General features: G+C 65.9%; 18 protein-coding genes. 12 read left to right on the top strand and 6 right to left on the bottom strand.

Features of this window, described 5'->3' with window-relative positions; translation table 11 throughout:
- The first annotated feature begins 5 nt into the window (after positions 1 to 5).
- Genes ACVWYQ_RS20935 through ACVWYQ_RS20920 form a run of 4 tightly spaced genes read left to right on the top strand, consistent with a single transcriptional unit; the run spans position 6 to position 2,479 of the window.
- On the top strand, positions 6 to 815 hold the full coding sequence (locus ACVWYQ_RS20935) for a ComF family protein (RefSeq protein WP_157285833.1): 810 nt from the start codon (positions 6 to 8) through the stop codon (positions 813 to 815).
- A gap of 34 nt (positions 816 to 849) precedes the next feature.
- Positions 850 to 1,125, top strand: coding sequence for a glutaredoxin 3 (gene grxC, locus ACVWYQ_RS20930; RefSeq protein WP_036026245.1), 276 nt, complete (start codon positions 850 to 852; stop codon positions 1,123 to 1,125).
- Positions 1,122 to 2,000, top strand: coding sequence for a carbon-nitrogen hydrolase family protein (locus tag ACVWYQ_RS20925; RefSeq protein ID WP_404544528.1), 879 nt, complete (start codon positions 1,122 to 1,124; stop codon positions 1,998 to 2,000). Before grxC ends, ACVWYQ_RS20925 begins: the two co-directional genes overlap by 4 nt.
- Entirely contained in the window at positions 1,997 to 2,479 is a 483-nt protein-coding gene (locus tag ACVWYQ_RS20920) for a DUF1178 family protein (protein WP_036014648.1), read from the top strand. Before ACVWYQ_RS20925 ends, ACVWYQ_RS20920 begins: the two co-directional genes overlap by 4 nt.
- Here ACVWYQ_RS20920 and ACVWYQ_RS20915 read toward each other — a convergent pair.
- Positions 2,476 to 3,375, bottom strand: coding sequence for an EamA family transporter (locus tag ACVWYQ_RS20915; RefSeq protein WP_404546374.1), 900 nt, complete (start codon positions 3,373 to 3,375; stop codon positions 2,476 to 2,478). The two genes, ACVWYQ_RS20920 and ACVWYQ_RS20915, sit on opposite strands and share 4 nt — an antisense overlap.
- A 142-nt stretch (positions 3,376 to 3,517) precedes the next feature.
- Positions 3,518 to 4,174 (bottom strand): DedA family protein, encoded by a 657-nt coding sequence (locus tag ACVWYQ_RS20910; RefSeq protein WP_271539714.1) that lies wholly within the window; start codon positions 4,172 to 4,174, stop codon positions 3,518 to 3,520.
- A gap of 293 nt (positions 4,175 to 4,467) precedes the next feature.
- Here ACVWYQ_RS20910 and cobS point away from each other — a divergent pair, with 293 nt between their 5' ends.
- From cobS to ACVWYQ_RS20870, 8 genes are all read left to right on the top strand, one after another.
- The gene (gene cobS, locus ACVWYQ_RS20905; RefSeq protein WP_036014642.1) at positions 4,468 to 5,466 is read left to right on the top strand and encodes a cobaltochelatase subunit CobS; all 999 of its coding nucleotides are present in this window, start codon (positions 4,468 to 4,470) and stop codon (positions 5,464 to 5,466) included.
- Between the two features lie 141 nt (positions 5,467 to 5,607).
- Positions 5,608 to 7,509 carry a cobaltochelatase subunit CobT gene (cobT, locus tag ACVWYQ_RS20900; protein ID WP_271539713.1) on the top strand — a complete coding sequence of 634 codons (1,902 nt, stop codon included), beginning with the start codon at positions 5,608 to 5,610 and terminating at the stop codon, positions 7,507 to 7,509.
- On the top strand, positions 7,506 to 8,609 hold the full coding sequence (locus ACVWYQ_RS20895) for an esterase-like activity of phytase family protein (RefSeq protein ID WP_271539712.1): 1,104 nt from the start codon (positions 7,506 to 7,508) through the stop codon (positions 8,607 to 8,609). Before cobT ends, ACVWYQ_RS20895 begins: the two co-directional genes overlap by 4 nt.
- A 208-nt stretch (positions 8,610 to 8,817) precedes the next feature.
- Entirely contained in the window at positions 8,818 to 9,930 is a 1,113-nt protein-coding gene (locus ACVWYQ_RS20890; protein WP_404544523.1) for an NADH:flavin oxidoreductase/NADH oxidase, read from the top strand.
- A gap of 267 nt (positions 9,931 to 10,197) precedes the next feature.
- Entirely contained in the window at positions 10,198 to 10,605 is a 408-nt protein-coding gene (locus ACVWYQ_RS20885; RefSeq protein WP_157285767.1) for a hypothetical protein, read from the top strand.
- Positions 10,606 to 10,890: 285 nt separating this feature from the next.
- Positions 10,891 to 12,090, top strand: coding sequence for an efflux RND transporter periplasmic adaptor subunit (locus tag ACVWYQ_RS20880; protein WP_271539710.1), 1,200 nt, complete (start codon positions 10,891 to 10,893; stop codon positions 12,088 to 12,090).
- On the top strand, positions 12,087 to 15,251 hold the full coding sequence (locus tag ACVWYQ_RS20875; protein ID WP_404544521.1) for an efflux RND transporter permease subunit: 3,165 nt from the start codon (positions 12,087 to 12,089) through the stop codon (positions 15,249 to 15,251). Before ACVWYQ_RS20880 ends, ACVWYQ_RS20875 begins: the two co-directional genes overlap by 4 nt.
- Positions 15,252 to 15,541: 290 nt before the next feature.
- Positions 15,542 to 16,732: an ABC transporter substrate-binding protein gene (locus ACVWYQ_RS20870; RefSeq protein WP_404544518.1), complete on the top strand. Its 1,191-nt coding sequence runs from the start codon at positions 15,542 to 15,544 to the stop codon at positions 16,730 to 16,732.
- Positions 16,733 to 16,945: 213 nt separating this feature from the next.
- On the opposite strand, the gene ACVWYQ_RS20865 is transcribed toward ACVWYQ_RS20870, so the two are convergent.
- Genes ACVWYQ_RS20865 through ACVWYQ_RS20850 form a run of 4 tightly spaced genes read right to left on the bottom strand, consistent with a single transcriptional unit; the run spans position 16,946 to position 21,544 of the window.
- Positions 16,946 to 17,332: an MAPEG family protein gene (locus ACVWYQ_RS20865; protein WP_404544516.1), complete on the bottom strand. Its 387-nt coding sequence runs from the start codon at positions 17,330 to 17,332 to the stop codon at positions 16,946 to 16,948.
- A 27-nt stretch (positions 17,333 to 17,359) separates the two neighbouring features.
- Positions 17,360 to 18,442 (bottom strand): lipocalin-like domain-containing protein, encoded by a 1,083-nt coding sequence (locus ACVWYQ_RS20860; RefSeq protein ID WP_404544513.1) that lies wholly within the window; start codon positions 18,440 to 18,442, stop codon positions 17,360 to 17,362.
- Positions 18,432 to 20,894, bottom strand: coding sequence for an FtsX-like permease family protein (locus ACVWYQ_RS20855; protein ID WP_404544510.1), 2,463 nt, complete (start codon positions 20,892 to 20,894; stop codon positions 18,432 to 18,434). Before ACVWYQ_RS20855 ends, ACVWYQ_RS20860 begins: the two co-directional genes overlap by 11 nt.
- On the bottom strand, positions 20,891 to 21,544 hold the full coding sequence (locus ACVWYQ_RS20850; RefSeq protein WP_404544508.1) for an ABC transporter ATP-binding protein: 654 nt from the start codon (positions 21,542 to 21,544) through the stop codon (positions 20,891 to 20,893). The genes ACVWYQ_RS20855 and ACVWYQ_RS20850 overlap by 4 nt, the downstream gene beginning before the upstream one ends.
- Between the last annotated feature and the right edge of the window lie 34 nt (positions 21,545 to 21,578).

Here is a 21,578-nt window from a genome sequence, read left to right as displayed (position 1 = left end):
CCCACATGGAAGCCGACGCTCCCCCCATCCGTTCCATCGCCGCACCGCTGCGGAGCGCGTGGACGGCCGGCCGCCAGGTGCTGGCGCGGGCGGCGCGGCTGGCGCTCGACATCGCGCTGCCGACACAGTGCGTATCCTGCCACGAGCCGGTCGATGGCGAGGGCGTTTGCGCTTCCTGCTGGGCGCGGCTGTCGTTCATCGAACGGCCCTATTGCCCGCGGCTCGGCATTCCCTTCGTTTATGACCCCGGTCCCGAGATGCTGTCGATGGAGGCGATCGCAAGCCCGCCGGCCTATCAGCGCGCCCGCGCGGCGGTACGCTACGACGACGTTGCGCGTACGCTGGTGCATGCGCTGAAGTATCAGGACCGTACCGATCTGGCGCCGGCCATGGGCCGCTGGATGGCGCGCGCGGGCGGTGAGTTGCTGACCGGCGCCGACATGCTGGTGCCCGTGCCCCTGCATTGGCGGCGGGCCTGGCGGCGCCGTTACAACCAGTCCGGCGCGCTCGCGCGTGTCATCGAGCGGCAGAGCGGGATCAAGGTGCGGGGCGACGTGCTGCGGCGGGTGCGCGCCACCGAGCAGCAGATCGGCCTGTCGCGGGCCCAGCGCGCCACCAATGTGCAGGGCGCATTTCAGGTATCTCCCGACCGTCAGGCCGAGGTCCAGGGCCGCCGCGTTGTCCTGATCGACGATGTCCTGACGTCTGGCGCGACGCTCGACACCTGCGCGCGGGCCCTGCTGCGCGCCAAAGCGGCCCAGGTCGACGTGCTGGTCTTTGCCCGGGTTGTCGAGAGCGGGCCCCGTCCCATATAATTCAATGAATTCATGACATGAGAGCGCCAGACGAATGACTGCTGCTGTCGAGATCTACACCCGGCCGGGCTGCGGCTATTGTTCCGCCGCCAAGTCACTGCTGACCCGCAAGAAGGCGACCTTCACCGAATTCGATGTCGCCAAGAACCCGTCCTGGCGCCAGGAAATGTACGGCCGCGCCGGCCAGGGTTCGACCTTTCCGCAGATCTGGATCGGCGGCACCCATGTCGGCGGCTGTGACGACCTCTATGCACTCGATCGCGAAGGCAAGCTCGATGGCATGCTCGAAAGCGTGAAGGCGGTATCATGAGCGAGAACCGCACGTTCACGGCCGCCATGGTGCAGATGCGCACCGGCCTGATGCCCGGGCCGAGCCTCGAGCAGGCCACGAAGCTGATCCGGCAGGCTGCGGCCGATGGCGCCGATTACGTGCAGACGCCCGAAGTCAGCAACATGATGCAGCTGAACCGCAAGGCGCTGTTCGAGCATCTCCAGAGCGAAGAGGATGACGCCTCGCTGAAGGCGTACCGGGCGCTCGCGGCGGAGCTGAAGATTCACCTCCATGTCGGCTCGCTGGCGCTGCGCTTCTCGCCGGAGAAGGCGGTCAACCGTTCCTTCCTGATCGGGCCCGAGGGCAACGTGCTCGCGAGCTACGACAAGATTCACATGTTCGACATCGAGCTGCCGGACGGCGAGAGCTATCGCGAATCCGCCAATTACCAGCCGGGCGAGACCGCCGTGATCTCGGATCTGCCCTGGGGCCGCATCGGCTTGACGATCTGCTACGATGTGCGCTTCCCCGCGCTGTACCGCGCGCTCGCAGAAAGCGGCGCCTATTTCATCACCGTGCCGTCCGCCTTCACCCGCAAGACCGGTGAAGCGCATTGGCACGTGCTGCTGCGAGCCCGTGCGATCGAGACCGGCTGCTTCGTTTTCGCCGCGGCGCAGGCCGGCACCCACGAGAACAAGCGCGAGACCTACGGGCATTCGCTGATCGTCGATCCCTGGGGCGAGATCCTCGCCGAAGGCGATGTCGAGCCGGGCATCATCATGGCCAAGATCGACCCGGCCGAGGTCGAGACCGCGCGCCGGGCGATTCCCTCGCTCCAGCACGGCCGCCGCTTCGGCGTCTCCGATCCCAAGGCCGGGCCGGACCATTTGCACCTCGTGCGGGGCTCGGCATGATCCGCTACGCGCTCCACTGCGACCGCAATCACGCCTTCGAAAGTTGGTTCCAGAGCTCGTCGGCCTATGATTCGCAGGTGAAGCGCAAGCTCGTGACCTGCCCGATCTGCGGCTCGGCCAAGGTCGACAAGGCGATCATGGCGCCGCGCATCGTCGGCAAGAAGGGGCGCGGCCGCGCCACGCCGCCGCCGGAGCCCGTGGCCGCGACCACGCCCGAGGCTGCGCCGTCAGGGCCGACCTCGCTGCTGATGGCGCAGGAGCGCGAGCTGCGCGCCAAGCTGAAAGAGCTGCGCGACCACATCGTTAAGAATGCCGACAATGTCGGCGAGCGCTTCGCCAACGAAGCCCGCGCCATGCATTACGGCGACAAGGAGCATCGTCCGATCTATGGCGAAGCCTCGCCCGAAGAGGCGAAGTCGCTGATTGACGAAGGCATCGAGGTCTCACCGCTGCCGACCCTGCCGGAAGACCGGAATTAAGCTCCCACCAGCACAGCGACTCCGACGACGATCAGCGCAATGCCCGCAAGCTCGCGCGGCGCGATCGGCTGCTTGAACGAGTAATACGCCACGGCTTGCGCGAACAGCACCTCGATCAGCGCGAGCGTGCGGACGTTGGCGGCCGCCGTCAGCGCAAAGGCGAGGAACCAGAATTGCGAGGCGAAGGCGCCGATGAAGCCCGCGAGCATCGACGGTCGCCATAACCTGAGGATTCCTCGCAGCACGTCCGGCGTGCGCCAGAGCAGGTAGATCGTCAGGATCAGCGTCTGCACGAACAGGCCGAGCACCAGCGTGATTGACGCCGCGGTCACGAAGGACACGCCGGGCACATTGATGATGGCGCCGCGAAAGCCGACCGCTGACAGCGCGAAGGCCGCCGCGGCAGCGAGGCCGGTGATGGTGGGCTTCAGCTCGGCAAAGCTCTTGTCGCCGCCGGGGCGGAGCGCGGTGATGACGACGCCGATGGTGGCGATCATGATCGCGAGCACCTTCAGCCAGGTCAGGTGATCGCCGAGGAAGACGAAGCCGAAGATCGCGGTCTGGATCGCCTCGGTCTTCAGGTAGGCCGTCGTCACGACAAAGGAGCGGTCGTTCATCGCGAGCAGCATCAGCCCGGTGGCGACGATCTGGCTGAGCGCGCCCAACAGCAGCCATGGCCAGAACACCGCCGGCGGCGCGCTGAGATGATCGCCGGTCGCGAGCAGCACCAGCCCCAGGAACAGCAGCGAGAACGGAAAGCCGAACAGGAAGCGGATATTGGTCGCGCCCCAGGTCCCCAGCGGCTTCGTCAACGACCGCTGCATCGCATTGCGCGCGACCTGCCCGAGCGCGGCAATGATGGTGAAGGGAATCCAGAGGCTGGCGATGGTGAACATGGGGGTGGCGGGCGCGAGGATGCGGGCCAACGTGCCGCTAGCGGTGAAGCAGGTCAATCACACCGATGTCATGGGTGCGATGCTCTCGCACAAACTCGGAGCCTGCGAACGCGGGGACGGCGCTTGTAATGTGGCGTCTGCCCTAAACCTGCGGCTTGGCCGTCGCGCCACGGCCATTCCGCCGGCGATAGATCCACATCCCCACGCCCAGCACGACCGCAACCCCGACGACGGTCAGCATCCAGATGTGCTTGCCGACATGCGCATGATGATGCAGCCCGGCATATTCATGCAAGGCCGACACGGCCAAGACGCCCGGCAGCACATGAGCCGGCGCCCAGGCCAGGATCGCCGGGATGTTCACGGCATAGAATGTCGCGGGCGCCATGCCCAGCGCGCCGGCCGTCACAGGCACGAAGGCGCGGATCGGCGGCACGAAGCGGGCGAAGAACACGGCCCAGGTGCCGAAGCGGTGGAAGAAATTCTCGCTCTCGGCGACGACGCGCGGATAATTGGTCAGCGGCCAGGTGTTGAGGATCTCGCGCTGCCGCCTGTGCCCGATCCAATAGGCCGACCCGTCGCCGAGTACGGCACCAGTTGCGGCCGCCAAGAGCACCCATGGCAGCTGCAATTCGCCGCCGGGGACTAGGGCGCTCAGCGCCAGGATGATGGTCGAGCCGGGGATCACCGATCCCACCACCGGAACTGCCTCGAGCAGCGCCGCCAGGAACAGGGTCAGATAGGCCAGCCACGCATGGGCGGAAACGAAGGCGATGAGGGGATCGAGAAAGGACGTCACGTCGTCTCTTGAAGGGCTGGAGCATGGGGCTTCGGACCCTACATAAGTAACTGCATACGGCCAAAGTACCATTCGCACGGATTGGGCGCGACCCGCCCGAATTTCGGCGTGATTCGCAAGGCAGCCCTCCAAAAACTGCGCTCCTTGCCTATCTAGATGAAAAGACAACGGAACTTTGATTGGTGGGCGGGCTTCTGCCGGCTCGTTGTCTCTGATAGGTTGATTTTCAGCACCCAGCCGCAGCCAACGTGCGAATAACCGGTTTCGGGACCGCCCGGGACCTCGGAGGATTGATGACGACCGCCGCCCTGTCCAAAGTTGAGGAAGTTTCCGGCCTGCCCGACATGAAGGTGTCGGTGCGCCAGGTGTTCGGGATCGACAGTGATCTCGAAGTCCCGGCCTATTCCGAAGTCGATCCTCATGTGCCCGAAGTGGATTCCGATTACCGCTTCGACCGCGCCACCACGCTGGCCATTCTCGCGGGCTTTGCCAGGAACCGCCGCGTGATGGTGACCGGCTATCACGGCACCGGCAAATCCACCCATATCGAGCAGGTCGCCGCCCGTCTGAACTGGCCCTGCGTGCGCGTCAACCTCGACAGCCACATCAGCCGTATCGACCTCGTCGGCAAGGATTCGATCGTGGTCCGCGACGGCAAGCAGGTCACCGAATTCCGCGACGGCATCCTGCCCTGGGCGCTGCAGAACAACGTCGCGCTGGTGTTCGACGAATACGACGCCGGCCGCCCGGACGTGATGTTCGTGATCCAGCGCGTGCTGGAGGTTTCGGGCCGCCTGACGCTCTTGGACCAGAACAAGGTGATCAAGCCGCATCCGGCGTTCCGGCTGTTCGCCACCGCCAACACCGTCGGCCTCGGCGACACCTCGGGCCTCTATCACGGCACCCAGCAGATCAACCAGGGCCAGATGGACCGCTGGTCGATCGTCACCACGCTGAACTATCTCAGCCACGACGAGGAAGTCGAGATCGTGCTGGCCAAGGCCAAGCACTATCGCACGCAGGAGGGCCGCGACATCGTCAACAAGATGGTGCGCCTCGCCGACCTCACCCGTAATGCCTTCGCCAACGGCGATCTGTCGACGGTGATGAGCCCGCGCACGGTGATCACCTGGGCGGAAAACTCCGACATCTTCGGCGATATCGGCTTCGCCTTCCGCGTCACCTTCCTCAACAAATGCGACGAGCTCGAACGGCCCCTGGTCGCCGAGTTCTACCAGCGCTGCTTCAATGCTGAGCTGCCGGAATCGGCAATCAACGTCGCGCTGAGCTGATCTCTCACGGTGTGTCGTCCCGGCGAAGGCCGGGACCCATACCGCGTGATGTCTCGATTGAAGCGACGCTGATAGTTTCCTGACACAAGAGCGGCCGGTGGTTATGGTCCCGGCCTTCGCCGGGACGACAGATAGGGTCAGATGACCACCTCCAACTCCAAATTCCGCAGCAACAAGGAAGCGCCGACCGAGCCGTTCAAGCGCTCGGTCGCCTCCTGTCTGAAGGCGATCGCAAAGGCGCCCGAGCTCGACGTCTCCTTCGCAGCCGAGCGCCCGGGCCTTGCGCCCGGCAAGGCGCGGCTGCCCGAGCCCGCGCGCAAGATGACGAAGCGTGACGCCGCGATCGTGCGCGGCCATGCCGATTCCATCGCGCTCAAGCTCGCCTGTCACGATCCCAAGGTTCACCGCAAGCTGATGCCCGGCAATCCACAGGCGCGCGGCGTGTTCGAGGCGGTGGAGCAGGCCCGCGTCGAGGCGATCGGCGCGCGCCGCATGGCGGGCGTTGCCAAGAACCTCACCGCGATGCTCGACGACCATTTCCACCGCGGCAAGTTCGACGAGATCACCGACCGCGCCGATGCGCCGCTGGCGGACGCGCTGGCGATGCTGGTGCGCGAGCGCCTCACCGGCATGGCGCCGCCGACGGCGGCCAAGAAGGTGGTCGACCTCTGGCGGCCGATCCTCGAAGACAAGATCGGCAAGCGGCTCGACCGGCTCGACGGCGTGCTCGAGGATCAGACCAAGTTCGGCGATGCCGTGCATGACCTGCTGTCGGCCCTCGAGCTCGGCGACGAGCGCAACGCCGATAGCGAGGACAATGACGAGAACGAGGAGAGCCAGGACGGCGACAACGACCAGTCCGGCGCCGAAGGCTCGCCCGATTCCGACGCCGCGCAGGAGATGAGCGCCGACCAGGCGCAGGCAACCAGCGAGGAGATGAGCGAGAGCGCGATGGAAAGCGCGCAGGCCTCCACCTCCGACACCTTCGACGACGGCGAGCTCGGTGATGACGAGACGCCGGGCGAGGCGACGCGCCCGAACCAGCACGGCAGGAACGAGCCGCGTGGGCCGGAATATCATGCGTTCGCGCCCAAGTTCGACGAGGTCATCGCCGCCGAGGATCTCTGCGACCATGACGAGCTGGAGCGGCTGCGCGCCTATCTCGACAAGCAGCTCGCACATCTGCAGGGCATCGTCGCCCGTCTCGCCAACCGGCTGCAGCGCCGCCTGATGGCGCAGCAGAATCGCGCCTGGGAGTTCGACCTCGAAGAGGGCATCCTCGACCCTGCGCGCCTGTCGCGCGTCGTCACCGATCCCTATCACCCGCTATCCTTCATGCACGAGAAGGAGGCGACGTTCCGCGACACCGTGGTGACGCTGCTGCTCGACAATTCCGGCTCGATGCGCGGCCGCCCGATCACGGTCGCCGCGACCTGTGCCGACATCCTCGCGCGCACGCTGGAGCGTTGCGGCGTCAAGGTCGAGATTCTCGGCTTCACCACGCGGGCCTGGAAGGGCGGGCAATCGCGCGAGGCGTGGCTTGCCGCCGGCAAGCCGGCCAATCCCGGCCGCCTCAACGATCTCCGCCACATCATCTACAAGTCCGCGGACGCGCCGTGGCGTCGTGCGCGGAAAAACTTGGGCCTGATGATGCGCGAGGGCCTCTTGAAGGAGAACATCGACGGCGAGGCGCTGGACTGGGCGCACAAGCGCCTGCTCGGCCGGCCCGAGCAGCGCAAGATCCTGATGATGATCTCGGACGGCGCGCCGGTCGACGATTCCACGCTGTCGGTCAATCCGGGCAATTACCTCGAGCGGCATCTGCGCCACATCATCGAGGAGATCGAGACCCGCTCGCCGGTCGAGCTGATCGCGATCGGCATCGGCCACGACGTGACGCGCTATTATCGCCGCGCGGTGACGATCGTGGACGCGGAAGAACTCGGCGGCGCGATCACCGAAAAGCTTGCCGAGCTCTTCAGCGAGACCAACACGGCGCCAACGCAAGCGGCCGGTCGCCCGCGACGCAAATTGCATTCGTGAGCACGCATCCATCCCGCCGCAGCTTCGTCAGCCTCGCGGCGGCGGGATTTTCCACTCTCGCGTTGCCGCGCTTGGCGCAGGCGCAGCTGCAGCCCAAGACCGAGCCGCCGCCGCGCGCGCTCCAGCTCGAGCATGCCGTCACCGCGCCGGTCAGCGTCGAGGTGAACGCGCGCAGCATTGCCAATTTCGAGCCGCGCGACCGCTCGCGCACGCGCTTCGGCTCGCTGGATTTTCGCAGCGGCCTGGTGCTGACCTCGCCCTATCGCGGCTTCGGCGGCCTGTCGGGCCTCCGCTTCCTCGACGCCAAGGGCGAGCGTTTTCTCGCCATCTCCGATCAGGGCGGCTGGTTCACCGGCACGATCCGCTATTCCGGCCGCGAGATGGTCGGGCTCACCAATGTCGAGGCCGCGCCGGTGCTGGGCGCCGACGGGCGGCCGATCACCGAGAAGCGGCTCTGGTACGATACCGAGTCGCTCGCGCGCGACGGCAACCTCGTCTATGTCGGGCTCGAACGCGTCAACCAGATCCTGCGCTATGATTTCGCCAAGGGTGCCACGGGCGCCCGCGGCGAAGTGATCGCCGTCCCGCCGGCCTTGCGCAAGCTGCCCTACAACAAGGGGCTGGAGGCGATGGTCGTCGTGCCCAAAGCGCAGGGACCGGGCAAGAGCCAGGCCCAGCCGCTCGCGGGCACGCTGATCGCCTTTTCCGAGCGCGGGCTCGATGCCGACGGCAACCTCCTCGCTTTCCTGATCGGCGGCACCACGCCCGGCCAGTTCAGCGTGCGCCGCTCGGAGAATTTCGACATCAGCGACGCGGTGCTGCTGCCCTCGGGCGATCTCCTCATCCTCGAACGCAAATTCTCCTGGTTCACCGGCGTCAACATCCGCATCCGCGCGATCCCGCTGAAGGGAATCGCGCCGGGCGCCGTCGTCGACGGCCTGACGCTGTTCGCCGCCGATCTCGGCCACGAGATCGACAACATGGAAGGCATCGACGCCCACGTCACCGCCGACGGCGAGACCGTGCTGACCCTGATCTCCGACGACAATTTCTCGATGCTGCAGCGAACCCTGCTGCTGCAATTCACGCTGGCGGAGTAGCCGGCACTGCCCTGCGGCAAACTCCGCTGTCGTCCCGGGCTCGCGCGAGGCGCGCCCCGAGACGACGACGGAGTCTGTGGCGCAGCTGACCATCAAGCCATTGCCGGAATGCACGAACAGGCGACCCGCCATTCCCGCGCCCCGCTAGCAATCCGCCGCGCGCCCACTACACTGATCCCATCTCCCTCCATCCCCCGGAACTCCCCGCATGTCCGTCCTGTTTTCCCCGATCAAGCTGCGCGGCCTGACGTTGAAGAACCGCCTCGTGGTGTCGCCGATGTGCCAATATTCGGCCGACGACGGCGTCGCCACCGACTGGCACTTCACCCACATCAACAATCTCAGCCTGTCGGGCGCGGCGATGTTCTGCATCGAGGCGACGCATGTCGAGGCGATCGGCCGTATCACGCCGGGCTGCCTCGGGCTCTACAGCGACGCCTGCGAGGCCGCGCTGAAGCCGATCCTGCATTCGGTTCGCAAGCATTCCTCCACCGCGATCGCGATGCAGCTCGCCCATGCCGGTCGCAAGGCCTCGAGCGCGCGCCCCTGGGACGGCGGTCAGCTGATCCCAGTCGAGCAGGGCGGCTGGCAGACGGTCGGGCCGTCGGCGGTGCCGCACAAGGAGGGCGAGGCCGCGCCGCTCGCGCTCGATGCCGCGGGCTTGAAGGGCATCCGCGAGGCCTTCGTCGACAGCACAAAGCGCGCCGCGCGGCTCGGCATCGACGCCATCGAGGTCCATGGCGCGCATGGTTATCTCTTGCATCAATTCCTGTCGCCGATCTCCAACAAGCGCACCGACGAATATGGCGGCAGCCTCGAGAACCGCATGCGCTTTCCGCTGGAGGTGTTCGACGCGGTGCGCGCCGCGTTCCCCGCCGACAAGCCGGTCGGCATGCGGGTGTCGTCGACCGATTGGGTCGAGGGCGGCTGGGATCTGGCACAGACCATCGAATTCGCGAACGCGCTGAAGGCGCGCGGCGTCGACTGGATCGATGCATCCTCCGGCGGCGTCTCGCCGCTGCAAAAAATTCCGCTCGGCCCCGGCTATCAGGTGCAGTTTGCAGAGGCGATCAAGCGCGAGACCGGCCTGCCCACCATCGCCGTCGGCCTGATCACCGAGTCGAAACACGCGGAGGAGATCGTCGCGTCGGGCAAGGCCGACATGGTCGCGCTCGCCCGCGGCCTGCTCTACGATCCGCGCTGGGGCTGGCACGCCGCCGCCGAGCTCGGCGGCGTGGTCGAGGCGCCGCCGCAATATTGGCGCTCGCAGCCGTCCACGCAGAAGGCGCTGTTCGGCAAGACCACGTTCGGGGCGAGGTGACTCTCTTCACCTCTCCCCGCTTGCGGGGAGAGGTCGGATTGCGCGCAAGCGCAATCTGGGTGAGGAGGTACAGGTGCGGCGAAAATCTCATGTGTGGAGAGAAGCCCCTCACCCCAATCCTCTCAGCGCGAGCGAAGCTCGCCGCGCCCCCGTAAGAACGGGGAGAGGGAGTTAGACCCCTCACGCATCCGTAAACCTCCTCGCACCTTCCATGCACCCCAAAACTGGCCTAACCTCTCCACACTCAACGCCTCGCGGAGGCTGGCCATGCGCTTTCGTTTTCGTAAAACTGCCCATGTGTTCGAGCGCGTTGGCCTTGCCATGGCGGGAGCCGCGTGCGGATTGTTCGTCGGCGCCTATGTCGGCTCGGCGATCCCCACGCTCACCACGCAGGGCTTCCTGCTGCTGATGATGCTGCTCGGCGGCATCGGCTTCTATCTCGGCATCGACACGCCGCAGATGCCTTTCGACGATGCGCATAGCCAGATCGACGCCGCCGAGCTCATGAGCGCCGCCGGCACGCTCTCCGCTACGCTCACCGCCTTCGCCTCGGTGGCCGTGATCGTGCTCCGGCTCGATCCGCATATGGCCTGGACCTGGCTCGTCTTGGTCGGCTGGATTGCCGGCGTCGCCATGCAGATCGTCGCCGGCGCCAAGGCCAGGCTGCGCAAGTAGCCCTCTCTATCGTGATGGGCCCGCCTCAAGCGGGCATCTCGACGACCGCGGCTAGGAAAAGCTCACAATTCCGAGAGCCCGTCGTTAACGGCAGGGTTCGGCTTGCCCCAACTGCGTTGCTTGGCACCGTCTCTCTCCCTGTCAACCCGCCATCCGGTCAGGGCGTCATTCAAAGCATTGCCCGCGCATTGGTCTTGAAGAGTTCATCTTTGCGACCCATCTTGCAGCGCCCGCAGGTAGAGGCGTACCCTGCATTTTCTGCGGCTTTGATGCGAGGACCTGGGGATGAGCGGACCGGACGGAAGCAGGCAGTTGATCAAAAAGCACGATTTCGTTCAGGTCAGCGCAGCCGCCGGGCTTCTCGCCGCCGCGTTCGCCCTGTCCGGCTGCGACAAGCCGGCATCGCAGGCTGCGGCTCCGCCGGCGCCGGCGGTGACGGTCGCCCAGCCGGTCAAGCGCACGGTCACCGATTGGGACGAGTTCACCGGCCGCTTCGAGGCGGTGGAGGAGGTCCAGGTGCGGCCGCGGGTCGGCGGCTTCGTCAATTCGGTCGAATTCCAGGACGGCGCCATCGTGCGTCAGGGTGACCTGCTCTACGTGATCGATCCGCGCCCGTTCGAGGCGGTGGCCACTCAGGCGGAGGGCCAGCTGTCCGACGCACGGGCGCGAGTGGAGCTTGCCAAGCGCGAGCTCGATCGTGGTCTCAGCCTCGTGCAGACCAGCGCGGTCTCCGAACAGGTTGTCGATCAGCGCCGCCAGGCCTTGCAGGCCGCGCACGCCGCCGAGATGCAGGCCGCAGGCGCGCTGAAGGCCGCCAAGCTTAACATCGAGTTCACGCATGTGGCAGCGCCCTTGACCGGCCGCGTCAGCCGCCATCTCGTCAGCCCCGGCAATCTCGTGCAGGGCAGCGACACCGGCACCTCGACGCTGCTGACCTCGATCGTCGCGCTCGATCCGATCTACATCTATTTCGACATGGATGAAGCGACCTTCATCAAATACAGCAAGCTGTGGTTCGAAGGCCGGCGGCCGAGCTCGCGCGATACCGCAAACCCGGTGCAGGTGACGCTGGCCGGCGAGACCAAGCCCTCGCGCGAGGGCACCGTCAATTTCCTCGACAATCGGCTGGACGTCTCGACCGGCACGCTGCGCAGCCGCGCCGTGGTAAAGAACACGGATCTCTCGATCCTGCCCGGCCAGTTCGGCCGCGTCCGCCTGATCGGCAGCGCGCCCTACGAGGCGCTGCTGATTCCAGACGTTGCTGTTGCGACCGACCAGTCCCGCAAGATCGTGTTCGTGGTCAAGGCGGATGACACGGTCGAGGCACGTCCCGTGGTGCTCGGTCCGCTCGACGACGGCCTGCGTGTGATCCGTGAAGGGTTGAAGCCGGACGATCGCGTCATCGTCAACGGCATCCAGCGCGCCCGCGTCGGCGCCAAGGTCGCTCCCCAGACCGCGCAAGCGCCGGCCGGTGGCAAGTCATGAATCTTGGCCGCCTCTCCATCAACCAGCCCATTTTGGCGATGGTGCTGTCGATCGTGCTCCTGATCGTCGGTGCGCTCGCCTACACCACGCTGCCGGTCTCAGAATATCCGCAAGTGGTCCCGCCGACCGTCGTCGTCACGACGCAATATCCCGGCGCATCCGCCCAGACCGTGTCCGACACGGTCGCAGCTCCCATCGAGCAGGAGATCAACGGCGTTGAGGACATGCTGTATCTCTACAGCCAGGCGACCTCGAACGGCCAGCTCACCATCACCGTCACCTTCAAGCTCGGCACCGATCTCGACAAGGCTCAGGTGCTGGTGCAGAATCGCGTCGCCATCGCGCAGCCGCGCCTACCAGAGGAAGTGCAGCGCAACGGCGTCACCACCCGCAAGAACTCGCCCGACATTCTGATGGTCGTGTTCATGCTGTCGCCGGACGACACGTTCGACCAGCTTTACATCTCCAATTATGCGCTGCTCCAGGTCCGCGACCAGCTCTTGCGCATCGACGGAGTCGGCGACATCCAGATTTTCGGCGCCCGCGACTATTCGATGCGGCTGTGGCTCGATCCTGACAGAATCGCCAATCTCGGCCTGACCTCGGCCGAGGTGCTCGCGGCCATCCGCGCCCAGAACGTGCAGATCGCGGGCGGTCAGATCGCCGAGCCGCCGATCGCCGATCGCGCCTTCCAGCCCAACCTCACCTTCACCGGACGTTTGAAGGACCAGAAGCAGTTCGAGGACATCCTGATCAAGGCCGGCCCTGACGGCCGCACGGTGCGGCTGCGCGACGTCGCCCGCATCGAGCTCGGGGCGCTGGCCTACAGCACCAACAGCTTCCTGCTGCGCAAGTCGGCGGTCGCCATGCTGGTGACGCAGCGGCCGGGCTCGAACGCGCTCGCGACCGCAAAGAACATCTCCGACACCATGACGAGGCTCAAGGAGAGCTTTCCCAGGGGGCTCGACTTCAATATCGGCTACAACCCGACCGAGTTCATCGCCCAGTCGGTCCACGAGCTGATCAAGACCATCTACGAGGCCATGCTGCTCGTGGTCATCGTCGTGCTGGTGTTCCTGCAGGGATGGCGGCCCGCGATCATTCCGATCATCGCGATTCCGGTCTCGCTGGTCGGCACGTTCGCGGTGATGGCGGCGCTCGGCTTCTCCATCAATAATCTGACCCTGTTCGGGCTCGTCCTCGCGGTCGGCATCGTGGTCGACGACGCCATTGTCGTGGTCGAGAATGTCGAGCGCCATCTCGAGCACGGCCTCAGTCGTCGCGATGCCGCGCTGAAGACGATGGAGGAGGTCGGCGGCGCACTGGTCTCGATCGCCCTGGTGCTATGCGCGGTGTTCGTCCCGACCGCGTTCCTCGGCGGCATCTCCGGGCAATTCTTCCAGCAATTCGCCGTCACCATTGCCGTTGCGACGGCGATCTCCTGCTTCTGCTCGCTGACGCTCTCGCCCGCGCTGGCCTCGCAGATCCTCACGCCACACCAAGAAAAGCGGCCGCCAGCCGCCTGGAACGTCATCGCGCGCGGCTGGAATGCGTTCACCGGCGTGTTCAACCGTCTGTTCGACCGGCTGGCGCATGGCTATGCCGGCCTCGCCAATTTCGCGATTCGCCATTCGGTGGTGATGCTGCTGATCTACGTCGTGCTGATCGGCGGCGCCGGCTGGCTGATCGTGACCACGCCGCAGGGCTTCATCCCGGCGCAGGATCGCGGCTACGTCATCATATCCGTGCAGTTGCCGGGCGCGGCGTCGCTGGCTCGCACCACCGAGGTCGTTCGCGAGATCGAGCGGATCTCGCTGGATACGCCGGGCATCGTTCGAGTCGCCGCCTTTGCCGGTTTCTCCGGCGCCACCCGCACGCAAGCCGGCAATGCGGCGGCGCTGTTCCCGGTGTTCGACGAGCCCGAGGCGCGGCTGAAGAAGGGCCTGTCCGCGAACGCCATCACGGCCGAGCTGCGCAAGCGCCTGTCCGCGATCCAGGGCGCCTTCATCATCGTGATTCCACCGCCGGCCGTGCCCGGCATCGGCACTGGCGGCGGCTTTGCCATCCGCATCCAGGACCGCCAGGGCCGCGGGCCTGAAATGCTCGCAGCCGCCACCGACGAGCTTGTCGCCGCGGCGCGCAAATCGCCCTCGCTGCTCGCCCCCTCGGTGTTTTCGCCGTTCACCGCCAACACGCCGCAGCTCTTCGTCGACATCGACCGCACCAAGGCGCAGAAGCTGGGCGTGCCCATCTCCAACATCAACGAGACGATCCAGACCTATTTCGGGTCGACCTATGTCAACGACTTCAACCTGTTCGGCCGCACCTACCACGTCACTGCGCAGGCCGACTTTCCGTTCCGGAAAGAACCGAGCGACCTTGCGCGCCTGCGCACGCGCAACGCCTCCGGCGACATGGTGATGCTCGGCAGCGTGGTCGAGTTCAAGGACGTCTCGGGACCCGACCGCGTGGCGCGCTACAATCTCTATGCAGCGTCCGAGCTCCAGGGCGAGCCGGCGCCGGGCACCAGCTCGACCACCGCGCTCAACGCCATCAAGCAGCTCGCGAACGATACCTTGCCGAGCGGCTTCACCTTCGAATGGACCGATCTGTCCTATCAGCAGGTCACCGGCGGCAATGCCGGTCTCTACGTGTTCCCGATCTGCGTGCTGTTCGTCTATCTCGTGCTCGCCGCGCAATATGGCAGCTGGACACTGCCGTTCGCGGTCATTCTGATCGTGCCGATGTGCCTGCTCGCCGCCACCATCGGCGTTCGCATCATGGGCCAGGACGTCAACATTCTGACCCAGATCGGCTTCGTCGTGCTGGTGGGACTAGCGGCAAAGAACGCGATCCTGATCGTCGAATTCGCGCGCGACATCGAGAACGAAGGCAAGCCGCGGCTGGAGGCCGTGATCGATGCCTGCCGCCTGCGCTTGCGGCCGATCCTTATGACCTCGTTCGCCTTCATCCTCGGCGTCTTGCCGCTGGTGATCTCGACCGGCTCGGGCTCGGAGATGCGCCAGGCCGTCGGCGTCGCCGTGTTCTTCGGCATGATCGGCGTCACCCTGTTCGGTCTTCTGTTCACACCGATCTTCTACGTCGTGGTGCGGAACCTGGCGGAAGGGCGGCGCGACAAGAAGCCCGAGGCGATGGCCTGATGCTGCCTCTCTATGACCGTAGCCGTCTCCGTATGTTCCGTCATCCCCGCGAAGGCGGGGATCCATAACCACAGGGAGTGGTTTGGCGCGACAGCGGCAACTCCGAGTCTTCGCCAAACACCATCCTGTGGCTATGGGTCCCGGGCTCGCGCTCCGCGCGCCCCGGGACGACAGCGAGAGCTTGGCGCGCAGAATCCCATACTAACGACCAACATGAAACGGATGGGCGCACGTGGGGTTCTTCACTACTATCCGCGCGATTTCACAGAAGAATGCCGGGAGTTAAACATATGAAATCAGCACTTTGGGCCGCAGCGGCCTTGGCCCTCTTGATTGCGGTTCCCGCCTCCGCGCAAGGCGTCAAGATCGGCATCCTGAACGACCAGTCCGGCGTCTATGCCGATTACGGCGGCAAATGGTCGGTCGAAGCGGCCAAGATGGCGATCGAGGATTTCGGCGGCGAGGTGCTCGGTCAGAAGATCGAGCTCGTCACTGCCGACCACCAGAACAAGCCTGACCTCGCAAGCTCGATCGCGCGGCGCTGGTATGACGTCGAGAACGTCGACATGATCACGGAGCTGACGACCTCCTCGGTCGCGCTCGCGATCCACGAGCTCTCCAAGGAAAAGAAGAAGATCGACATCGTCGTCGGCGCCGCGACATCGCGCCTCACCGGCGATGCCTGCCAGCCCTACGGCTTCCACTGGGCCTACGACACCCGCGCGCTCGGCGTCGGCACCGGCGGCGCGCTGACCAAAGCCGGCGGCGACACCTGGTTCTTCCTCACCGCGGACTACGCCTTCGGCTACGCGCTGGAGAAGGATACCAGCGAGATCGTCACCGCCAATGGCGGCAAGGTGCTCGGCTCGGTGCGCGTTCCGCTCAATTCGTCGGACTTCTCCTCTTTCCTGCTGCAGGCGCAGAGCTCGAAGGCGAAGATCGTCGGCCTCGCCAATGCCGGCCTCGACACCACCAATTCGATCAAGCAGGCGTCTGAGTTCGGCATCGTCGCGAGTGGCCAGAAGCTCGCGGGCCTCCTGATGACGCTTGCCGAAGTCAACGGCCTCGGCTTGCAGGCCGCACAAGGCTTGGTGCTGACGGAGGGTTATTACTGGGATCTCAACGACAGGACGCGCAATCTCGGTGAGCGCTTCCTCAAGCGCACCGGGCGGATGCCGAGCATGATCCACGCCGGTACCTATTCGGCGACGTTGAGCTATCTCAAGGCCGTCAAGGCTGCTGGGAGCAAGGATCCGGATGCCGTCGCCAAGAAGCTGAAGGAGCTGCCGGTCGACGACGACTTCGCGCAAGGCGGCAAGGTGCTCGAGAACGGCCGCATGATCCACGACATGTATCTGTTCGAGGTCAAGAAGCCCTCGGAGTCGAAGAAGCCCTGGGACTATTACAATCTGCTCGCCACCGTCCCCGGCGACAAGGCCTTCTTCACCGCCAAGGAGAGCGGCTGTCCGCTGACGAAGTAGGGAAGTGGCACAGCGAGCGCCACACACTCGCTGTCTTCCCGGACAAGCGCGCCTCAAGCGCGCGCCGATCCTGGACCCATAGCCACGGGCACGCGTGGTTACGGGGACTCGGAGTGATCAGCTCACGTCACGACATCTTCCTGTGGTTATGGGTCCCGGATCGGCGCTTACGCTTGTCCGGGACGACACCGGAATGTGTGGCGGCGGATTGCCTCACACCAACCGCAGCACCACCGCCCCGAGCGCCCCGACCCACAGCGCCATTGCGGCGAGCGCCTGGATCGCAAAGCCGGTGCCGCGCTTGGCCACGGCTTGCGAATAGCCGATGAAATAGACGATCCGGCCGATGATCCAGATCGAGCCGATGCCCGCCGCGATGGCGTCGCTGATATAGATCGCGAACAGCCAAAGAGCTGGCAGGACGATCGGCATCCATTCCAACGTGTTCATCTGGATTCGGAAGGCCCGTTCGAAATCCGGATGCCCCGACATCGCAGGCACCTTGACGCCGGTCTTGGTGCGCGAGCGCGAGACGTTGATGGAGGTGAAGAAGTAAAACGCGATCGCCAGCAGCGTGACGAGGGCGGTGAGATGATACATCGTCGGTTCCTTCGAAGAGATCGCGCCTCAATAGCCGGTCAGCTCGAGATAGCCAACGCCGTCATGTGTGCCGGCAAAGCTCATCGGCCCTTCCCAGTACGAGAAGCCGGTCCCCATCCAGGCGTTCGGATTGAGCGGCTTGCAGAGGATCGAGAATGATCGCGCGGGTATCGCGATCTGCCATTGCACCGGCAGCTTGCGTCCCGCAACCTCAGCCGTCGCCTTCGGCATCATCTGGATGTCGCTGCCTGCAATCATCTGCGTCTCGCCGGCCGCGCTGATCCAATTGCCGAACGGATAATTTCTGCCGTCCTTCTGCCGCAGCCGGTACAGCATCAGCTTGTCTCCGGATGACAGATGCAGCGACAGCCAGTCCCAGCCGGTCTGGTCGGCGTCGAGCGGCTGGCTGCTCCATTCCCGGTCCATCCAGGCCTGGCCCGACACATCGACCGGCTTGTCGTCGATGCTGAGCGTGCCGCGCGCGCGGTAGAACGGCTGACTGTAGTAGTACGAGGCCTGCCCGCGCTCCGACTTGCGGCTGTAGCCGCGATCGCCCTGCAGTACGACCGGCCGCTCAGCCTCCAGCCTCAGCGCATAGCTGAAATCGGCGCCAGACGCCTTCAGCGTCAGCGGTGCCAAGGTGCGATCGTCGAGGCGCTCGAGACCCCTCATCTCCCAATCGTCGATCCAGGCCTCGAACGGCTTCGCCGTCACGCCGGCTTGCGCGACGCCACCGCGTGAAAACGTTTCGGAGAAGCGGTGAGTGTCGGCGCGCGTCACCGCCGCATGCGCCATCCAGACCTGTTGATTGGCCCAGCCCTCGCCTTGCGGACCTGGCTGCGCCGCCTGGCGGAACAGCGTCCATTGCAGGCCGCAAGGAGCGCCGCTCGCGTCGACGAGGTTTGCCGTGAGATACCACCATTCGATACGAAACTCCGGATGTGGACCGTGATCGGCTGGGAAGGTGAACGTCTTTCCCGGCGTCACCTTTGCAAACCCATCGGCGGTCTCGCCGAGTCCGGCATAGCCCTGCGCGCCGGCGCGGCGCGCGAGGGCGAGGGCGGCGATGCCGCCGGCGAAGGCGCGCCGCGTGATTGCTTCAGCGCTCATTGGCAAACACTTTGACGAGGTTCGCCGGCTGCATCCGCGCCAGCCGCACCATCGGCAGCAGCGCCGCAAGCAGCGAGGCGAACAGCGCCACCGCGACCAGCTCCACTAGCTGCAATGGGAAGACGTGGAACGGCAGGCGCCAGCCGAAGGCTTTCACATTGACGATGGCGATGAGGCACCAGGCGACCAGCAGTCCGAGCGGCACGGCCAGCAGTGCCGTGAACAGCGCGACCGAGAGCGTCTTGGTCAGCTCGATCGCGGCAAGGCGCGGCCGCGTCAGGCCGATCGCCCACAGCGGTGCAAGCTGCGGCAGTCGGGAGTTCGCCAGGGTCAGCAGGCTCGTGAGCAATGCGATTCCGGCGACGCCGAGCGTGAAGGCGTTCAGCGCCGACGTCACCGCAAAGGTGCGGTTGAAGATGCGAATCGATTCCGCCTTCACCGTCGCCTGGTCGGCGATTCTGCGGTCGTCGAGCCCGAACTGCTTCTGCAGGGCCGCGATCAGGCCGGGGATGTTCTCTCTCGCGACGATCAGGCCGATCCGCGTCTGCGGCGTTTGCGGAAACTGCCGGATCAATGCGGCAACGTTCACCGTGAGCTGACCCCTGGGGTTGCCGTAATCCGCGTAGATGCCGACGATGTCGAGCTCCCAGCTCCCGCCCGGCGCGGGCACCTCGACGACGTCGCCGATCTGCACGTTCAGCCGCCGGCTCAATTGCTCGCTGATGAAGGCGGCATTGCCCGGTACCAGGCGGGTCCAGGCGCGCGGCGCCGTCTCGAGCAGCGGCCAGCGCTCGCGATAGAGCGCGTGATCGGGCAGGCCGAGCAACTCGACCGGCTGGCCCCGGACCTGCGCCTCCGCGCGCCCGCCAGGGAGGATCGCCTGAACATCGCTGCGATCCTTCAGCCAGTTGCGGATCGCCGTACCTTGCGCGTTGTCGGAGGCGCTGATGTAGACATCGGCCGCAAGCCGCCCGTTGAGCCAGCCGATGAAGGTGCGGCTGAAGGTCTCCACCATGGTGGAGACCCCGACGTTGACGGCAAGCGCGAGCAAAAGCGCCATCAGCGCCAGTGACAATCCGGAGAGCTGCTGCCGGCTGTCCGCCCAGAACCACAGCGCGAGCGGGCCTCGCACGAGTCGCTGGCCTACGAGCAGGATGATGTCGAGGAAGGCCGGCAGGATCAGTGCCGCACCGAACATCAGCGCGGCCAGCACGCCGAACCCTGCGATCAGTGATTGCCCGTAGTAGAACAGCAGCAGCGCGACGGCGAACGCGCCGCAGGCCGCACAGCTCTGCAGGATCAGCCAGCGGCGTTGCCGCTGCTGCCAGGCGCCCGGCTGCGCCGTCGCCAGCACCGGCATCCTGATCGCCTTGATCAGGCTGGTCGCCGCCGCCACAAGCGCACCCGCCACGCTGATCCCGATGCCGGCGAGCCACCATTCGGGCCGCAGGCTGAGCTGCCCAGGGATCTGCGCGCCATAGAGTCCGCGCAGCGAGGCCGCGACATCGGGCAGCAGGGCGGCTGCGATGAAATAGCCGCACGCGAGCCCGATCAGGCCGGCGACCAGCGCCAGTGCAACCAGCTCGACCACCAGCACCGTATTGACCAGCTGCGCCGAGGCGCCACAGGCCCGCAAAGTGCGCAGCATTGGCAGCCGCTGCTCGAAAGCAAGGCCCACGGCCGAATTGACGATGAACAGGCCGACGAAGAACGACAGCAGGCCGAAGGCGGTGAGGTTGAGATGAAAACTGTCGGTGAGATGCTCGAGCTCCGTCTCCGCATTGGGCTCGACTCGCTCTAACTGCTCGCCGACCACGCTCGCGAGCGGTGCGGGCTTGCCCCTCGGCTTGCCGATCAGCAGCCGCGAGACCTGGTCCGGCTTGCTCAGCAGCCGCTGTGCCACGCCGATATCGACCACGAGCACATCGGGTGCGAGCTGCGGCTGGACGCGCAGCGGCGGCAGCCTTGCGCCGCTGCTGATCGCCGGGGCTGCGCCTTCTGCTTGCTGCAAGCCCCTCAACGTTTCCCGGGCCACCAATGTCTGGCCGGGCGGAGCAACGAAGCTGCTGAGATCCGCGGCACCCAGGCGTGGCGCGTTGCCGACATCGACCGGCAGCGTGACCGGCTCGATGCCGAGCAGCCGCACCGAATGCCCGTTGATCTGGACGCGTCCCTCCAGCACCGGCGACACCGGCCAGCCGGCGCGGCGGAGCTTTATGAACAGCTCCTGCGGGAAAGTCGCCGCATTGGGGGCGACCAGCATCGCCGTGCGCACGCCGCCGAATGTCGCTGCGGCGCGGTCATAGGCATTGCGGGCCTGCTGGTTGATGGCCTGCACCCCGCTCCACAGCGCGGTCGCCGCAATCAGGCCAATCAGCAGCGTCGCAAATTGCATCTTGTGGCGCCGCCAATGGCTGAGCAGCACGGCGAGGACCCAGAGCGCGCGCCTCATGAAATGCGCCCCGTATGCAACGTGAGATGACGGTCGAGCGTGGCGGCGAGATGCAGGCTGTGCGTCACCATCAGGAAGCCGCAGCCGGTGCGCGCGACGAGGTCGCGCGCCAGCGCCAGCACCTCCTCGGCGGTGGCTTCGTCGAGATTGCCGGTCGGCTCGTCCGCCAGCAGCAGCGCGGGCTTTGTCGCCAGCGCCCGGCCGATCGCGACGCGCTGCTGCTGGCCACCCGATATTTGCTCTGGATAACGTTTGAGCAGGCTGCCGAGTCCGAGCCGCTCGACGAGCTCTCTTGTCCAGGCCGCATCATGCCGGCCGGCGATCCGCGCCTGGAAGGCGAGATTGTCCGCGACGGAGAGGCTCGGGATCAGGTTGAACTGCTGAAAGACCAGGCCAACGCGATTCCGCCGCAAGCTGGCGCGTCCGGCATCCGATAGCGTGGTGACCTCGGCGTCACCCAGCCTAATCGAGCCGCCATCGGCGGCGTCGAGGCCGGCGATCAGGTGCAGCAGCGTGCTCTTGCCGCTGCCGGATTCACCGGTCAGCGCGACGCGCTCGCCGGCCCCGAGGTCGAGGTCGACGCCGCGCAGAACATGGACGGGCTCGCCGGCCGAAGAGAAGGTCTTTGAGAGGTTTCGGATGCTCAGCACGGGCCTGCCACTTCTCTTCCACCTCTCCCATAGG

The organism is Bradyrhizobium sp. USDA 3397 (assembly GCF_054060965.1).
Note: the sequence above shows the minus strand (reverse complement) of the source record. Positions and strands in the feature narration are given on the sequence as shown.

What these genes read in the sequence shown, in the direction of transcription:
- ACVWYQ_RS20935 (WP_157285833.1), top strand. Translation starts at nt 6, where the DNA reads ATGGAAGCCGACGCTCCCCCCATCCGTTCCATCGCCGCACCGCTGCGG.
- grxC (WP_036026245.1), top strand. Translation starts at nt 850, where the DNA reads ATGACTGCTGCTGTCGAGATCTACACCCGGCCGGGCTGCGGCTATTGT.
- ACVWYQ_RS20925 (WP_404544528.1), top strand. Translation starts at nt 1,122, where the DNA reads ATGAGCGAGAACCGCACGTTCACGGCCGCCATGGTGCAGATGCGCACC.
- ACVWYQ_RS20920 (WP_036014648.1), top strand. Translation starts at nt 1,997, where the DNA reads ATGATCCGCTACGCGCTCCACTGCGACCGCAATCACGCCTTCGAAAGT.
- ACVWYQ_RS20915 (WP_404546374.1), bottom strand. Translation starts at nt 3,375, where the DNA reads ATGTTCACCATCGCCAGCCTCTGGATTCCCTTCACCATCATTGCCGCG.
- cobS (WP_036014642.1), top strand. Translation starts at nt 4,468, where the DNA reads ATGACGACCGCCGCCCTGTCCAAAGTTGAGGAAGTTTCCGGCCTGCCC.
- cobT (WP_271539713.1), top strand. Translation starts at nt 5,608, where the DNA reads ATGACCACCTCCAACTCCAAATTCCGCAGCAACAAGGAAGCGCCGACC.
- ACVWYQ_RS20890 (WP_404544523.1), top strand. Translation starts at nt 8,818, where the DNA reads ATGTCCGTCCTGTTTTCCCCGATCAAGCTGCGCGGCCTGACGTTGAAG.
- ACVWYQ_RS20885 (WP_157285767.1), top strand. Translation starts at nt 10,198, where the DNA reads ATGCGCTTTCGTTTTCGTAAAACTGCCCATGTGTTCGAGCGCGTTGGC.
- ACVWYQ_RS20880 (WP_271539710.1), top strand. Translation starts at nt 10,891, where the DNA reads ATGAGCGGACCGGACGGAAGCAGGCAGTTGATCAAAAAGCACGATTTC.
- ACVWYQ_RS20875 (WP_404544521.1), top strand. Translation starts at nt 12,087, where the DNA reads ATGAATCTTGGCCGCCTCTCCATCAACCAGCCCATTTTGGCGATGGTG.
- ACVWYQ_RS20870 (WP_404544518.1), top strand. Translation starts at nt 15,542, where the DNA reads ATGAAATCAGCACTTTGGGCCGCAGCGGCCTTGGCCCTCTTGATTGCG.
- ACVWYQ_RS20865 (WP_404544516.1), bottom strand. Translation starts at nt 17,332, where the DNA reads ATGTATCATCTCACCGCCCTCGTCACGCTGCTGGCGATCGCGTTTTAC.
- ACVWYQ_RS20860 (WP_404544513.1), bottom strand. Translation starts at nt 18,442, where the DNA reads ATGAGCGCTGAAGCAATCACGCGGCGCGCCTTCGCCGGCGGCATCGCC.
- ACVWYQ_RS20855 (WP_404544510.1), bottom strand. Translation starts at nt 20,894, where the DNA reads ATGAGGCGCGCGCTCTGGGTCCTCGCCGTGCTGCTCAGCCATTGGCGG.